Source organism: Pontibacter lucknowensis (assembly GCF_900156415.1).
In the GTDB taxonomy this organism is placed as follows: domain Bacteria; phylum Bacteroidota; class Bacteroidia; order Cytophagales; family Hymenobacteraceae; genus Pontibacter; species Pontibacter lucknowensis.
In genome coordinates this window covers 176,907-191,612 of the sequence record NZ_FTNM01000005.1, presented here as the reverse complement: position 1 = coordinate 191,612, position 14,706 = coordinate 176,907, and the positions used below count along the sequence as shown (strand labels likewise).

Sequence of the window (14,706 nt, the reverse complement as noted above, 5' to 3'; positions counted from 1 at the left end):
AAGAAATTTATTTACGACTACTACACCACTTCATGGAAGAAACTAACGCCGCAGCACCTCTGATCACCAACGATGCCGTTGTGCTGGGCATTCTCGTCGTCATATTAGCGATCATATTTAAGACATCATCCAGCGAACGCACTGTCTTTAAGAAATTCTACTCGGTGGTGCCCTCACTCTTGCTGTGTTACCTTATTCCGAGTTTGCTGAACTCCCTGAACATCATCTCCGGAGAAACCTCAGCCCTGTACGGGATGGCGTCGCGCTACTTGTTGCCAGCGAGTTTGGTGCTCTTTACCATCAGCCTCGACCTGAAAGAGATATGGAAGCTGCGCCACAAAGCGGGACTCATGTTCATTACCGGTACCGTCGGCATTGTGATCGGTGGTCCATTGGCGATTCTGATTGTCTCCACTTTTGCACCCGATGTGGTGGGAGGAGCGGGGCCTGACGCTGTGTGGCGCGGACTGACGACCATTGCAGGCAGCTGGATTGGCGGTGGTGCCAACCAATTGGCGATGTACGAAATCTTCCAGCCTAGCCCGAACCTGTTCTCTGCCGTGATTGCCGTGGATGTGATCGTGGCGAACATCTGGATGGCAGTATTGTTGTACGGATCAGGAAGATCAGAAAAGATAGACGCTTTCTTTAAGGCCGACAGTTCGGCTGTAACTAACCTGAAGAATAAGATTGAGCAATACCGCAAGAGTATCATGCGGGTGCCTTCCATGCCTGATCTGATGCTGATAGCAGGTATAGGATTTGGTCTGACGGGGCTCGCGCACTTCTTTGCGGATATTATCGCTCCCTGGATTGAGGCGAATGCACCAGAGTTGGCTCGTTTCAGCTTGACATCCGGCTTCTTCTGGCTTGTGGTGCTGGCCACTACGTTCGGGATGCTTTTGTCTACTACTAAAGCCCGTAACCTGGAAGGGGCGGGTGCTTCGCGTGTTGCCAGTATATTCCTTTACATTCTGGTGGCGACTATCGGTATGCAGATGGATGTGACGGCCATCGTGAGTCAGCCGGGACTTTTCCTGGTGGGCATTATCTGGATCTCGATGCACATGTTGCTGCTGTTCATTGTGGGTAAGCTGATAAAGGCGCCGTTCTTCTTCCTGGCTGTAGGTAGTCAGGCGAATGTAGGAGGTGCGGCTTCGGCTCCTATTGTGGCGGCGGCCTTCCATCCGGCGCTGGCTCCTGTTGGAGTACTGCTTTCTATATTGGGTTATGCCGTGGGTACCTATGGGGCTTATATCTCCGGTATACTCATGCAGCTCGTGGCGGAGTAGCGAATTATTGTTAATGTATTAATGTTCAGTATGTAATGCTGTTGTCAGGCCCTGGCGCCTGCCCACATTTTAAAACCTATACTATGATTAGAAAGAGTCTTTTTGCGTTGTTGCTCCCACTGGTGCTTTCGGCTTGTGCGGGCACACAAACCACGACATCTGAAACTGCAACTACCACAAGCGCTGCTACCGCTGCTTCTCCTGCAAAGGTGCACATTGATGCAGTGCGTCAGCAGTTCGCCCCTGATAAACGTGTGGCGCTGTTTGATGTGGAGCCTAATGGCAAGGTGCTACGTGGCGAAACCAACATGCCGGAAGCCAAAGCGGATCTGCTCAAGCGTCTGCAGGCGGCCAATGTGTCGTTCGTAGACAGTATACAGGTGCTGCCGGAAGCAGAACTGGAAGGTAAGCACCAAGCTATCGTAACGATCTCGGTTGCCAACCTGCGCTCACAGCCAAAGCACTCAGCCGAACTAGCCACACAGGCAACAATGGGCACGCCGCTCAAGGTATGGAAAAAGCAAAACGGCTGGTACCTGGTGCAGACGCCTGACCAGTACCTGGCCTGGGTAGATTACGGTGGCGTAGCCCTGATGGATCAGACCGCCTTTAACAAGTGGCAACAGGGCAAAAAGCTGATTTACACCAAAACCTATGGTTTTGCGCACGCCACGGGAGACAAGAACGCTACGATTGTATCGGATATGGTGTATGGCGACGTGATGGTGTTGAAGAACAAAACGAAAGATTTCTATGAAGTGGCTTTCCCGGATGGCCGAACCGGATTTGTGTCTGCTGCCGAAGCCATGGACTTCAAGGAGTGGGTAGCCACCCGTAAACCGACTGAGGAGAACCTGGTGGCTTCCAGCAAAGAAATGTTGGGTATGCCATACCTTTGGGGCGGCACTTCCGTGAAAGGGATGGACTGCAGCGGCTTTACCAAAACCATCTTCTTTATGAACGGCCTGGTATTGCCCCGTGATGCTTCGCAGCAAATTCACATTGGAGAGTTGGTGCCTACTGACAAGGGTTGGGACGAATTGCGTCCGGGTGACCTGTTGTTTTTTGGCGTACCTGCCAAAGATGGTAAGCCGGAGCGTGTGGTGCACGTAGGTATGTGGATTGGTGGGAATCAGGAATTCATTCACTCCGCCGGACGTGTACGTATCAACAGCATGAATCCGTCAGCTGAAAACCATGATGCTTCCGAACTGGCCCGCTTCCTGCGTGCCAAGCGTATATCCCCGGAAGCAACGCTGGTAGATTTGCGTCAGAAGCCGCTGTATGAATAAGGTATAGCAAGAGGTTAGTGGAAAGGCAGTAGCGAGAGCTACTGCCTTTTTTGTGGCTGCTGAGAGGTTTCACAGTGTTGTGAGGCTCCTGTATGCGGATGGGGGAGGACAGTCTCAGGATATGGATTCAACATAGGTAAGAGATGTTTTAACCCTTAGCAATAGATCTAGTTTTGATAAAAATTAATATGAATGTATGCTGTTAAATTATTTTTTATTTGATTGGCTTATACTTTAATAAAAATTTAATAAAAGTTTTTGGATATAATCTCTTAATCCTCGTACTTTATATTATAACACCAAAACTGATAGCATGAGCGCATTCCTGGCACTGGAAGAAGGATATCTGGAGAAGCTGAACCACGTGGAACGGAAAAAGCATCTGCAGAAGATCAAGATCGTGCGGCACTTGTATGTAAAGGGCGCTCGCTCTAACGCTGATATCTGTAACCGCTTCAATATCAGCTCACCGACTTCCATGGCTTTGCTAAACGAATTGATGGCTGAAGGGCTGGTGGAGAAGCAGGGGCGTGGCGAATCAGTAGGAGGGCGAAAGCCGGAGCTGTATGGACTGCGCAATAATTCTCTTTTCGTGCTGAGCATTGAAATGGAAAAGTTCAGCACCCGCATGGCCATTTTCGATGGGAATAATAACAACATCACCGGTATCCATACCTTTCCACTAAATCTCTCAAAAGATATCAGTGCTATTGAGGAGTTGTACCAGCATGCCAACAGCCTGGTGCTTTCGGCAGGTATAGACACAGATAAACTGATGGGCATAGGCTTGAGCATGCCGGGACTTGTGTCGTCACGTGAAGGTGACAGCTATACCTATTTGCTCACGGGGCAGAACAAAACGCCGTTGCAGGATCTGCTGGCCCTCAAGTTCAGCAAGCCGGTTTACATCCAAAACGACGTAAAAAGCATCACTTTGGCGGAGTACCGATTTGGGGCTGCGCAGAGCAAACGCGACGTACTGGTGCTCACACTGGACTGGGGTATCGGTCTGGGCATCATCATGGACGGCAAGCTGCGTGTAGGCACCTCCGGTTTTGCGGGCGAGTTCGGCCACATTCCTTTTATCGACAACGGCGTGCTGTGCCATTGCGGCAAGCGAGGCTGCCTGGAAACGGTGGCCTCTGGAAGTGCGCTGGCACGTATGGCCCGCGAAGGGCTTCAGGCGGGGCAGGATACTTTGCTTAAAGCGCTGTCTGACCACGAACCGGGGAAAATTGAACCACAGGCCATCATACAGGCTGCACACGAAGGGGACCAATACGCCATAAACATATTGGCCGAAACAGGCCGAAACCTGGGCAAAGGCATTGCCATGCTGATCCAGCTGTTTAACCCGGAACTGATCATCATTGGTGGCAAAATGGCCGAAGCGAGGCAGTACCTCACCACACCGATACAGCAATCGATCAACACGTACTGCATGACGCAGCTGCGCGAACGCACTGAAATTGCACTCTCCAAATTGGGGGCACAGGCAGGTATACTGGGGCCGGTGGCCACGGTGATGGAGCGCATTTTTGAGCACCGCATTGAATCAACTAAATAACAGAACAACGAAACACAACATCACATTATAGCACAAATAAAATGGCACGATTAAATCTTCTGGAAGAAACCCGATTTGAGAAGCTTCCGGTTACTGTTTACTCCGATGAATATGTCGCTTCCGTAAAAGTGGCTCAGCGCATTGCGGAGTTGATCCGATACAAGCAGGGGCGCAACGAGAAGGCTGTGCTCGGTCTGGCCACTGGTGCCACGCCGGTGAAGGTATACGCCGAACTGGTGCGCCTGCACCGCGAAGAAGGTTTGAGTTTCCGCAATGTGATCACCTTCAACCTGGACGAGTACTACCCGATGCAGCCGACTGCGGTGCAGAGCTATGTGACGTTCATGAATGAGAACCTCTTCGACCACATTGACATCAACAAAAACAATGTACACATACCGGATGGCACCCTGCCGCAGGAAAGAATCCATGACTACTGCCTGGAGTACGAGCGCAAGATCGAAGCCGTAGGCGGACTGGATCTGCAGCTGTTGGGTATAGGCCGTACAGGTCACATCGGTTTCAACGAGCCGGGTTCTGCGCCAAACTCAGGTACACGCCTGGTGACGCTCGACGACCTGACCCGTCGCGATGCTTCCCGTGACTTTGGTGGCAAGGAGAACGTGCCGCGCAAAGCCATCACCATGGGCATCGGTACCATCTTCAAAGCCCGCGAGATCATCCTGATGGCCTGGAGCGGAAAGAAAGCGCCGATCATCAAGAAAGCCGTGGAAGGCGAGATGTCAAGCGACGTGCCGGCTACCTACCTGCAGCTGTCTGACAATGTGGAGTTTGTGCTGGATATGGACGCCGCTTCGGATCTGACTCGCTTCAACACGCCATGGCTGGTGAAAGACTGCGTTTGGGATGATGCCCTGATCAAAAAAGCGGTAATCTGGCTGTCACAGACAGTGAAAAAGCCGATCCTGAAGCTGACCGAGGAGGATTACAATAACCACGGCATGGCGCAGTTGATCACCGAGAAAGGAACTGCTTACGAGATCAACATCGATATCTTCAACAAGCTGCAAAGCACCATCACTGGCTGGCCGGGTGGTAAGCCGAACGCTGACGACAAGCGCCGTCCGGAGCGTGCCGAGCCTGCCCGCAAGCGTGTCGTGATCTTCTCGCCACACCCGGATGATGACGTAATCTCCATGGGCGGTACGTTTATCCGATTGGTAGACCAGGGGCACGACGTGCACGTGGCTTATCAGACTTCTGGTAACACCGCCGTGTGGGACGACGATGTGCTGCGCTACATGGAGTTTGCCATCGACTTCAACAAGAGCATCGGCCAGGAAACGGATCACCTGGAAAACATTTACGAAGACATGCGCGGCTTTATTGAAAACAAGCAGCCGAACCAGCTCGATACGCAGGAGATCCGTGATGTAAAAGGCTTTATCCGGAAGAGTGAGGCCATTGCCGGCGCTCGTTATGCTGGTCTGGATGATGACCATATCCACTTCATGGCGCTGCCGTTTTATGAAACAGGTAAAACCGTGAAGAAGCCGGTGACAGATATTGACGTGGAACTGACCATGGAATTGCTGCAGCAGGTGAAACCACACCAGGTGTTTGCCGCCGGCGACTTTGCCGATCCGCATGGTACGCACATTGTCTGCTTCAATATTGTGCTGGCCGCCCTTGCCCGCCTGCGCGAAACAGAGGACTGGGCCAAAGACTGCTGGCTGTGGATGTACCGCGGCGCCTGGCATGAGTTCGCTACCCACGAGATCGAGATGGCCGTGCCGCTGTCGCCGCAGGAAGTGGAACGCAAGCGCAATGCCATCTTCAAGCACCAGTCTCAAAAGGACCGTCCGGTGTTCCCGGGAGACGATGCCCGCGAGTTCTGGGTACGTGCCGAAGAGCGCAACCGCGAAACTGCCAAGAGCTACGACGACCTGGGCCTTGCCAACTACGAAGCGATGGAAGCCTTCGTGAAATGGAAATTCTAGTTTGACCAATGACAGCTAAAACGAAGCAAATTGCTTAGCTTTGTTTTAGCTGTTTTTTTATCATCCGGACGAGAGTAGCTGCTTCCGACTTTACTATAACAAGGGGCTGCCTCTTTCTAATTTTTTCATCCTGTAGGGATCTTGTTTGCAAGTTGCATAGGCTTGATTTTTTGGAAATATGCCTTATTGCTCAACCATGCATCTTCAGAGAATGAAGCTGGATTTTGATTTTTTTTCCTGAAAAGGACTGGTGCTTATCAGTTTCGAAACCAAGCTAATGTCTCTTCTCCCAATGCCGGATGAAGTCGGATCAGGAAAATTCAAACAGCCATTGCATTACAATTAAGCATTACCAACACCATTATAACACGCATTTCTGACATGATTATCAGGAAAAGTTTTCTTACCCTTTTGCTTTTGTTTTTCTGCACGGCAGGTATAGCTACGCTTTCGCAGGCGCAGGTAAAGCCTGAGTCGCTATCGCTGATACCGCAGCCTGTGAAACTGACCACTCAGAAAGGAGGCTTCCTGGTGCAGCCCTCCACCAAGGTATATGTAGACCCCAAAAATGAGGATCTGCTGCGTGTAGGCGAGTTTTTGGCCCAGCACATCGAAGCCGCCATCGGCCACAAGCCGGAAGTGATCCAGAAGAAGCCGAAGAAAAAAGAAACGAACCTGATTCATCTGACGCTGAAGACAGAGAACGACACACTGGGTGCGGAGGGCTATACCTTGAACGTAGCACAGGGTCGTATAACACTGGCTGCAAAGGAGGCACATGGTGCTTTTCTGGGTATGCAGACTGTGCGTCAACTCCTGCCAGCTCAGAAGACATCTGAGTCGGCGCTTATACCTGCGCTCCAGATCGTGGACAAGCCCCGCTATACCTGGCGCGGCATGCACCTGGATGTGACCCGCCATTTCTTCCCGGTGGAGTTTGTGAAGCAGTACATCGACTACCTGGCTATGCACAAACTGAACAGCTTTCACTGGCACCTGACCGATGACCAGGGCTGGCGCATCGAGATCAAAAAGCACCCGAAACTAACCGAAGTTGGCGCCTGGCGCGACAGCACCCTGATCGGCCACTACTGGGACCTGCCACAAACTTACCGCAAGCGCCGCCATGGTGGCTATTATACCCAGGAACAGATCAAAGAGGTGGTGAAGTATGCGCAGGACCGCTTTATCAACGTAGTACCAGAAATCGAAATGCCAGGTCATGCACTGGCGGCGCTGGCTGCTTATCCGGAGCTTTCGTGTACCGGAGGTCCGCACAAAGTAGAGTCGAAGTGGGGGATTTTTCCTGATATTTTCTGTGCTGGTAACGAGCAGACGTTTGCGTTTCTGGAAGATGTGCTCACGGAAGTGATGGAGCTCTTCCCGAGCAAAGTGATTCATGTAGGTGGAGACGAAGCTCCGAAGACCCGCTGGAAAGTATGTCCGAAATGCCAGAAGCGCATTAAGGACGAAGGCCTGAAAGATGAGCACGAGCTGCAGAGCTATTTTGTGCAGCGCATGGAGAAGTTTGCCAACAAGAACGGCCGCACCATCATCGGCTGGGACGAGATTCTGGAAGGTGGTCTGGCACCGAACGCTTACGTGATGTCGTGGCGCGGCACCAAAGGAGGTATAGCTGCCGCTAAAGAAAAGCACTACGTCGTGATGTCGCCGGGTACGCCTCTTTACTTTGACTACTACCAGGGCGAGCGTGACCTCGAACCAACCACTATACATGGATATAACCCGCTCTCCAAGGTATACGCCTATGATCCAACGCCAAGCGAACTGTCTGCCGAGGAGAAAAAGTACATACTGGGCGCGCAAGCCAACATGTGGACCGAATACGTGTCCACGGAAGAGCACTTAGAGTACATGGTGTTCCCACGCATTGCTGCCCTCAGCGAAGTGCTATGGACACCTGCGAAACTGAAAGACTGGAAAAGTTTCCAGAACCGCATGACCCAGCAGTACAAGCGTTACGATGCGTTGGGAGTCAACTACGCCCGCAGCGCCTTCAATGTGAACCAGCACTTGCAGGTAGACTCGACAAGCAACCGGGCCACCGTGACCTTCGATACGGATGCGGCTGATGTGACCATCCACTATACCCTGGACGGATCGGAGCCAAACACCCGATCACAGGTATACAAAGGACCGTTCTCGCTCAACAGAACCTCAACTATCAAAGCCGGTTCTTTTGTGAATGGCAAGCTGGTGGGCAAGGTGAGTACCCGTACGTTTGAGGCGCACAAAGGCTTTAACAAAAACATCACACTCACTACGCCAGCTCATCAGAACTTCGCTAAGAAAGCAAAATTGGTGGACGGCCTGAAGGGTTCGACCGACCAGTATGACGGTCACTGGATCGGCTTCCTGGACACGGACGTGGAGGCGATCATCGACCTGGGGAAAGAGCAGCCGATCAAAAGGATAAGCACCAACTTTATGCAAAACATCGGCTATCGCATCTTCCTGCCGGTGCAGGTAGAGTATGCGCTGTCAGTGGATGGCATCCGATATGTGACCGTAGACACGATCGACGATCCAAACCCACTGGGTGCAGAGGGCATCACGACTCACGAAGTAGCTGCCACGCTGCCACTTACCCGTGCCCGCTTTGTGAAGGTGAAGGTCAGAAGTGTGGGTGTAAGCCCTGACAAGTACCCTTCAGCCGGACAGAAAACCTGGCTGATGCTCGACGAGATCGTGGTGGAGTAATCTGTAGTTCAAATTTAAAGGTTATAACACCTGATATAAACGAGATAAATTTTATATTGTACCCTTATTCCCGGGCTTAATCTCCGGAAACAGTTTTGCACCTTACCTATATCTAAACTTTTATCATGACTAAAGTAGCCCCTTCCACAAACAGCAAAACCGGGCAGGAGAATGCTTCTGGTGGGTACATGCGCTCGATCATCATCATCGGTGCGCTGTTCTTTATCTTCGGCTTCGTTACCTGGCTGAACTCCCTGCTGATTCCCTACCTGGAGATTGCCTGTGAACTTACCAAGTTCCAGTCTTTCTTCGTGACTTTTGCTTTCTACATCGCTTACCTGGTCATGGCGCCGCTGTCTACCAGAGTGCTGACGAAGTTTGGTTTTAAGAATGGTATGTCGGTGGCTTTGGTCGTGATGGCGGTTGGGGCGGCCCTGTTTATACCTGCCGCCATGACCCGCATCTACCTGATGTTCCTGGCCGGCCTGTTCATCATTGGCTGCGGTCTGGCGATCCTGCAGACGGCTTCCAACCCTTACATTACGATTCTTGGTCCGGCCGAAAGTGCTGCCAAGCGCATTAGCATCATGGGTATTTGTAACAAAATGGCTGGTGCAGCTGCTCCGATTATCCTGGGCTTTTTCCTGAACCTGGAAGATGCAGATAAGCTGAAGTCAGAGGTGCTAGGTATGACGGACGCCGCTCGTGAGGCTGCTTTGAATGAAATGGCGCTACAGGTGATCCCGCCTTACATAGGTATTGTGGTGGTGCTGCTGATACTCGGGTACTGGATCTACCGCTCCAGCCTCCCTGAAATAGACACCGATGCGGAAGATGAAACAGTAGCAGCTGCCAACACCGGCAAGAAGAGCGTGTTTGCTTTTCCGCACCTGTTGTTGGGCGTATTCTCACTCTTCCTGTATGTGGGTGTGGAGGTAATTGCCGTTGACTCGATTATCAGCTACGGCGTCTCTTATGACATTGCGCTTACCACGGCACAGTACTTTGCCAGTGCGACCATGGTTGCGATGGTAGTCGGTTACATCATCGGTATCATTGCCATTCCAAAGTATATCAAGCAGGAGAATGCCCTGAAGTTCTGCGCCATCCTGGGTGTGGTGTTCTCGCTGGGAGCTATCTTCACGTCAGGTTACGTTTCTGTTGGTTTCATTGCCCTGCTTGGTCTGGCAAACTCCCTTATGTGGCCAGCTATCTGGCCGCTGGCGCTGGCTGACCTGGGCCGCTTTACCAAAGCCGCCTCTTCGCTGCTGGTAATGGGTATAGCCGGTGGAGCTATTCTGCCGCTGGTATACGGTGCCCTTGCCGATATCATCAACTCACAGCAGGCTTACTGGATCATGGTGCCTTGCTACCTGTTCATCCTGTACTATGCAATAGCCGGACATAAGATCAGAACAAGATAACTTTCAGAACCTCATAAACAGCGACAGGAGCCCCGAAAGAGGCTCCTGTCGCTGTTTATAAGGGATAGGCAATCTGCTGCGATGCTTAATATCTGCAGGTATAGCCGAGATATCGTTTTACTATATAGTATTTGGCAAGATTGTTGATTCTGCAGCTACAGTTGTTGTTGCAGTAGTTGCATCTGCAGCCTGCGCCTTGTTATCGTCACAGGAGTTGAATAAGGCGAGGATGAGTAGGGTCAGCAGCAGCACCCCATATAGTCTGTTCAGCATGGCTTCTCAAGTTTACAGTACCAGGAGTTTGGCACTTGGAGTAGTACGCAGGTGGCTGCAGCTTAGTTGAGGCGAAACACCCAAAGCTGCAGAAATTAATTTTATAGGACGGAAGCTATGGATAGTTTAGTTTTTAAAACAATTGCACTAAATACAGACACAGGCATGACAAGGTATTCAGGTGAATACATACATTTGTACCTGCCGAATAGATTTTATCTCTCACAATTATAAAATAAACTTAATATGCAGCGCCTTAAACTCTTACTCCTGGTTGTACTGTCTGTTGCCACGATGGCATCCTGTACTACCTCCCGCAAGAAAAACAGCAACACCGGACAAGTAGTTATCATCAAAGACAGCAAAGCCGGACATAGAGGCTATAAAAAAGGCTGGACCAAGAATACAAATAACCCGCATCACCCACGCACCACCAACCCAGGTCATACCAAGCACAAGCAGGGGAAGGGAGGCAACACCGTGATCATCGTCAATAACAACAATACCACTGTGAAGCAGGCTGCTCCAAAAGGAAAGCCGGGTAATGGCAATCACCACAATGGCGGAAAAGGAAAAGGTGGTCAGGGCAAAGGAAATCAGGGTAAAGGAAAAGGCGGTAAGAAATAAGCCGCTGTACGCTTGCATCCTGCTATTGTCAGGTATAGGCAGGTCCGGTTTCGGGCCTGCTTTTTTTATTCTTAAGAGTATGTAGTCAGGGCTTGGTCGTGAGAATAGTCTGATTTGTATATAGAAAACGGAAATAGGTATAAATATCCTGTGTTATGAAATTAAAATTACTATGTTTATAATATTCCTGCATTCTATTGCATGGGATGAATACGTGCGGCCTTTTCCAGGCAATGAATAACAACCTTAATTTAAAAATCTTTTAGATGAACAAGAAGTTTTACACCTTGGCTCTGACCGCCATCCTGTTGGGTACGTCAGTAGAGCAGGTTGCGCTGGCTCAGAAGCCGGTGACGACAGCAGTAGCAGAACTGGATCAGCCTATTCCGCTCAACCCGAATGTGCGTACCGGCAAGTTAGCTAATGGTCTGACTTACTACATTCAGAAAAACGGCACGCCTGAGAAGCGCGCCGAGCTGAGACTGGCTGTAAATGCTGGTTCTATTCTGGAAGATGACAGCCAGCAGGGGCTAGCGCACTTTGCTGAGCACATGGCCTTTAACGGCACCAAAAACTTTAAGAAGAACGAGCTCATTAACTACCTGCAGTCAGTAGGGGTGAAGTTTGGTGCGCATCTAAACGCCTACACCGGTTTCGACGAGACAGTGTACATCCTGCCTATACCTACCGATAAGCCAGAGATCATCGACAAGAGCTTGCTGATCTTGGAGGACTGGGCATTTAACGTCACCTTCGAAGGGGAGGAGATTGACAAAGAGCGTGGCGTGATCGTGGAAGAGAAACGCTCGCGACAGGAGGCCGGTATGCGTATGGCTTACCAGTACTTCCCGGTGCTATTCAAAGACTCCAAGTATGCGCAGCGTTTGCCAATCGGTACAGACGAGGTGCTCAAAACCTTTAAGCACGAAGAGATCCGTCGCTTCTACAAAGACTGGTACCGTCCGGACCTGATGGCCGTGGTAGTAGTAGGCGACATCGACGTGGATGCGATGGAGCAGAAGATCAAAGCGAGCTTCGGCAAGTATAAGGCTTCTGCCAATACAAAAGAGCGTAAGAGCTTTGAGATTCCCAGTCACAAAGAAACACTTGTTGCGATTGTACGCGACAAGGAAGCGACCATGCCTGGCTTGCAACTGCATTATAAGAAAGACGCCCAAAAGCTGAAGACACTGGGGGATATGCGTAACAAGCTGGCCCGCGACATGTACAACGGCATGCTGAACCAACGCCTGAGCGAACTGCAGCAGCAGGCCGATGCGCCGTTCCTGTTTGCCAGCACGTCTTATACCTCATTGCAGGGCCTGAGCGCAAAAGATGCTTATTCATCTTACTTAACCACAAACGAAACGGGCGTGGTGCGTGGTCTGCGAACAGTGGCTGAGGAAAATGAACGCGTTAAACGTCATGGCTTTACGGACTCTGAACTGATCCGTTACAAAACCCAGATGCTTGCTTCTTATGAACGGGCCTATAACGAGCGCAGCAAAACCAATTCGGGGGTATACGTGAACCAGTACGTGGCCAACTTCCTCGACAACATGCCAGCCACAGGTATAGAGTTCCAATACGAGTTCATCAAGAAACATCTGGAAGGCATCACGTTGGCAGAAGTAAACCAGCTGGCCGCTCAGTGGATCACAGAGGATAACCGGGTGGTTGTGATCACCGCACCTGATAAGGAAACTGTTAAGTTGCCAACGGAGGCGGAGGTATTGGCCATTCTGAAAGAAGCCTCTACCGCTGACCTGCAGCCTTACGAAGATAAAATGACAGCAACCGCCCTGATGGAAGAAACACCAAAGGCCGGTACGATCGCCAGGGAAAGTAAAATCGAGAAGCTGGGTGTAACAGAACTAACACTCTCCAACGGAGTACGTGTTGTGCTGAAGCCAACCGATTTCAAAGACAATGAGATCCTGATGTCGGCTTACAGCCACGGTGGTCACTCGCTTTACAGTGATGCCGATTACCACACCGCGACGTTTACTTCCGAGATCGTGTCACGCAGCGGCTTAAAGGATATGTCGGCCGTGGATCTGCGCAAGGTAATGGCTGGTAAGAGTGCCAATGTCAGTGCTTTCATCTCTGAGTTGCGCGAAGGACTCTCAGGTATGGCGACGCCTAAGGACCTGGAGACTATGCTGCAGCTGACGCATCTGAAATTTACGGCACCTCGTAAGAGCGAGCAGGACTTCCAGGCCTTCCTGACGCAGTACAATGGCATCTTGCCTAACCTGATGGCCAGTCCGCAAAACTATTTCTCTGACCAGGTAGCCCGCATCATGACGCAGGACCACTTGCGGGGTGGCAGTATACCTACAGTAGAGCATCTGCAGAAAGTAAACCTGGACCGGGCTTATGAAATTTACCAAGACCGTTTTGGCGATGCCAGCGACTTTACCTTTGTGTTTGTGGGTAATTTTGATGTAGAGCAGGTGAAGCCGATGCTACAGACTTACCTGGGCAGTTTGCCTTCAACTAACCGCAAAGAGCATTTCAAAGATGTAGGCAAGCGTGCACCAAAAGGAGTAGTCACCAAGGACCTGGTAAAAGGCACTGATCAGAAGAGCAATGTGATGATCAGCTTCCGCGACCAGACCAAGTATAGCAAAGAGAAAAGCTACCACCTGGCTGCGCTGTCTGAGGTAATGAAGATCAGGCTGACGGAGAAGCTCCGTGAGGAAATAGGCGGCGTATATGGAACCAGCGTGTCTGCCAGCACAAGCCGGGTACCTTACCAGAACTACGCCTTCAACATCAGCTTTACCTGTGCCCCCGAAAATGTTGACAAACTGGTAGCTGCCACTTTCGAAGAGATTCAGAAGCTGCAGAAGAGCGGTGCGATCGAGGCTGACCTGGCCAAAGTAAAAGAGGCGGACAGACGCAGCATCGAAACCAGCATGCGTGAAAACCGTGCCTGGCTGAGCTCACTCGAAAGCGCCTACTATTACGGCGAGCAGCCTACTGCCATCAACGATAAGTTGGAGCTGGTGGAGAAACTCAACTCCAAAGATATCAGCAAGGCCGCTAAGAGCTATTTGAAAATGAATAATTACATTAAAGTAGTGATGAATCCGGAACCTGCACAGTAGGCAAGAGTCCATAAATAAAATTAAGGTGCTGCATGTGGCATGGTTTTGACCTGCTCCATGCAGCACCTCTTTTTTTGTATAAATAAGCGATTAAACAGAACAATCTTGGATTGTATAAGTATATATAGTATCTTAAATACTTGATACTCACCAAACACCCAGAATTTCATGGCATTCCTAAGATTCACCCTATTCATCATGCTGGTAAGTACTCTGGCATTTTTTACTTCATGCTCTCCTCTCCACCGCAGCGACAAGGCAATTGTGGTCGATGACTACGGCAGCATGCGTTACATCAAAGGCAAACAGGACAGAGTGCACAAAAAGTGGAAGGCAAAATCATCTTATAAGCCTAGAAACAACAAAGTAGCGACACGCAGAAATGCTGACTGGTAGGCTTTGCCTGAGGAGTTATCAGAAGATGCTGCTGATACAT

Annotated in this window: 9 protein-coding genes; all 9 read left to right on the top strand. The window is 50.6% G+C overall.

The genetic code is table 11. From position 1 onward, the window contains the following. The first annotated feature begins 32 nt into the window (after positions 1–32). The 9 genes from BW972_RS15840 to BW972_RS15800 all read left to right on the top strand — a co-directional run bounded on the left by BW972_RS15840 (position 33) and on the right by BW972_RS15800 (position 14,666). Positions 33–1,292 (top strand): DUF819 family protein, encoded by a 1,260-nt coding sequence (locus BW972_RS15840; RefSeq protein WP_007653930.1) that lies wholly within the window; start codon positions 33–35, stop codon positions 1,290–1,292. Positions 1,293–1,375: 83 nt separating this feature from the next. Beyond that, positions 1,376–2,584 carry a C40 family peptidase gene (locus BW972_RS15835; RefSeq protein WP_076422824.1) on the top strand — a complete coding sequence of 403 codons (1,209 nt, stop codon included), beginning with the start codon at positions 1,376–1,378 and terminating at the stop codon, positions 2,582–2,584. 313 nt (positions 2,585–2,897) lie between these two features. Continuing rightward, on the top strand, positions 2,898–4,151 hold the full coding sequence (locus tag BW972_RS15830; protein WP_076422823.1) for an ROK family transcriptional regulator: 1,254 nt from the start codon (positions 2,898–2,900) through the stop codon (positions 4,149–4,151). Then, complete coding sequence (nagB, locus tag BW972_RS15825) at positions 4,148–6,112, top strand: glucosamine-6-phosphate deaminase (RefSeq protein WP_262502672.1); 1,965 nt, start codon at positions 4,148–4,150, stop codon at positions 6,110–6,112. Before BW972_RS15830 ends, nagB begins: the two co-directional genes overlap by 4 nt. Positions 6,113–6,493: 381 nt before the next feature. Beyond that, positions 6,494–8,833, top strand: a complete 2,340-nt coding sequence (locus BW972_RS15820) for a glycoside hydrolase family 20 protein (protein WP_007653934.1) — start codon at positions 6,494–6,496, stop codon at positions 8,831–8,833. A gap of 125 nt (positions 8,834–8,958) precedes the next feature. Further along, complete coding sequence (locus BW972_RS15815; RefSeq protein WP_007653936.1) at positions 8,959–10,257, top strand: sugar MFS transporter; 1,299 nt, start codon at positions 8,959–8,961, stop codon at positions 10,255–10,257. Between the two features lie 519 nt (positions 10,258–10,776). Then, complete coding sequence (locus BW972_RS15810) at positions 10,777–11,157, top strand: hypothetical protein (RefSeq protein ID WP_007653938.1); 381 nt, start codon at positions 10,777–10,779, stop codon at positions 11,155–11,157. Between the two features lie 266 nt (positions 11,158–11,423). Further along, positions 11,424–14,270 carry a M16 family metallopeptidase gene (locus BW972_RS15805; RefSeq protein ID WP_076422821.1) on the top strand — a complete coding sequence of 949 codons (2,847 nt, stop codon included), beginning with the start codon at positions 11,424–11,426 and terminating at the stop codon, positions 14,268–14,270. A 168-nt stretch (positions 14,271–14,438) separates the two neighbouring features. Then, on the top strand, positions 14,439–14,666 hold the full coding sequence (locus BW972_RS15800; RefSeq protein WP_007653942.1) for a hypothetical protein: 228 nt from the start codon (positions 14,439–14,441) through the stop codon (positions 14,664–14,666). The last annotated feature ends 40 nt before the right edge of the window (positions 14,667–14,706 follow it).

What these genes read in the sequence shown, in the direction of transcription:
- BW972_RS15840 (WP_007653930.1), top strand. Translation starts at nt 33, where the DNA reads ATGGAAGAAACTAACGCCGCAGCACCTCTGATCACCAACGATGCCGTT.
- BW972_RS15835 (WP_076422824.1), top strand. Translation starts at nt 1,376, where the DNA reads ATGATTAGAAAGAGTCTTTTTGCGTTGTTGCTCCCACTGGTGCTTTCG.
- BW972_RS15830 (WP_076422823.1), top strand. Translation starts at nt 2,898, where the DNA reads ATGAGCGCATTCCTGGCACTGGAAGAAGGATATCTGGAGAAGCTGAAC.
- BW972_RS15820 (WP_007653934.1), top strand. Translation starts at nt 6,494, where the DNA reads ATGATTATCAGGAAAAGTTTTCTTACCCTTTTGCTTTTGTTTTTCTGC.
- BW972_RS15815 (WP_007653936.1), top strand. Translation starts at nt 8,959, where the DNA reads ATGACTAAAGTAGCCCCTTCCACAAACAGCAAAACCGGGCAGGAGAAT.
- BW972_RS15810 (WP_007653938.1), top strand. Translation starts at nt 10,777, where the DNA reads ATGCAGCGCCTTAAACTCTTACTCCTGGTTGTACTGTCTGTTGCCACG.
- BW972_RS15805 (WP_076422821.1), top strand. Translation starts at nt 11,424, where the DNA reads ATGAACAAGAAGTTTTACACCTTGGCTCTGACCGCCATCCTGTTGGGT.
- BW972_RS15800 (WP_007653942.1), top strand. Translation starts at nt 14,439, where the DNA reads ATGGCATTCCTAAGATTCACCCTATTCATCATGCTGGTAAGTACTCTG.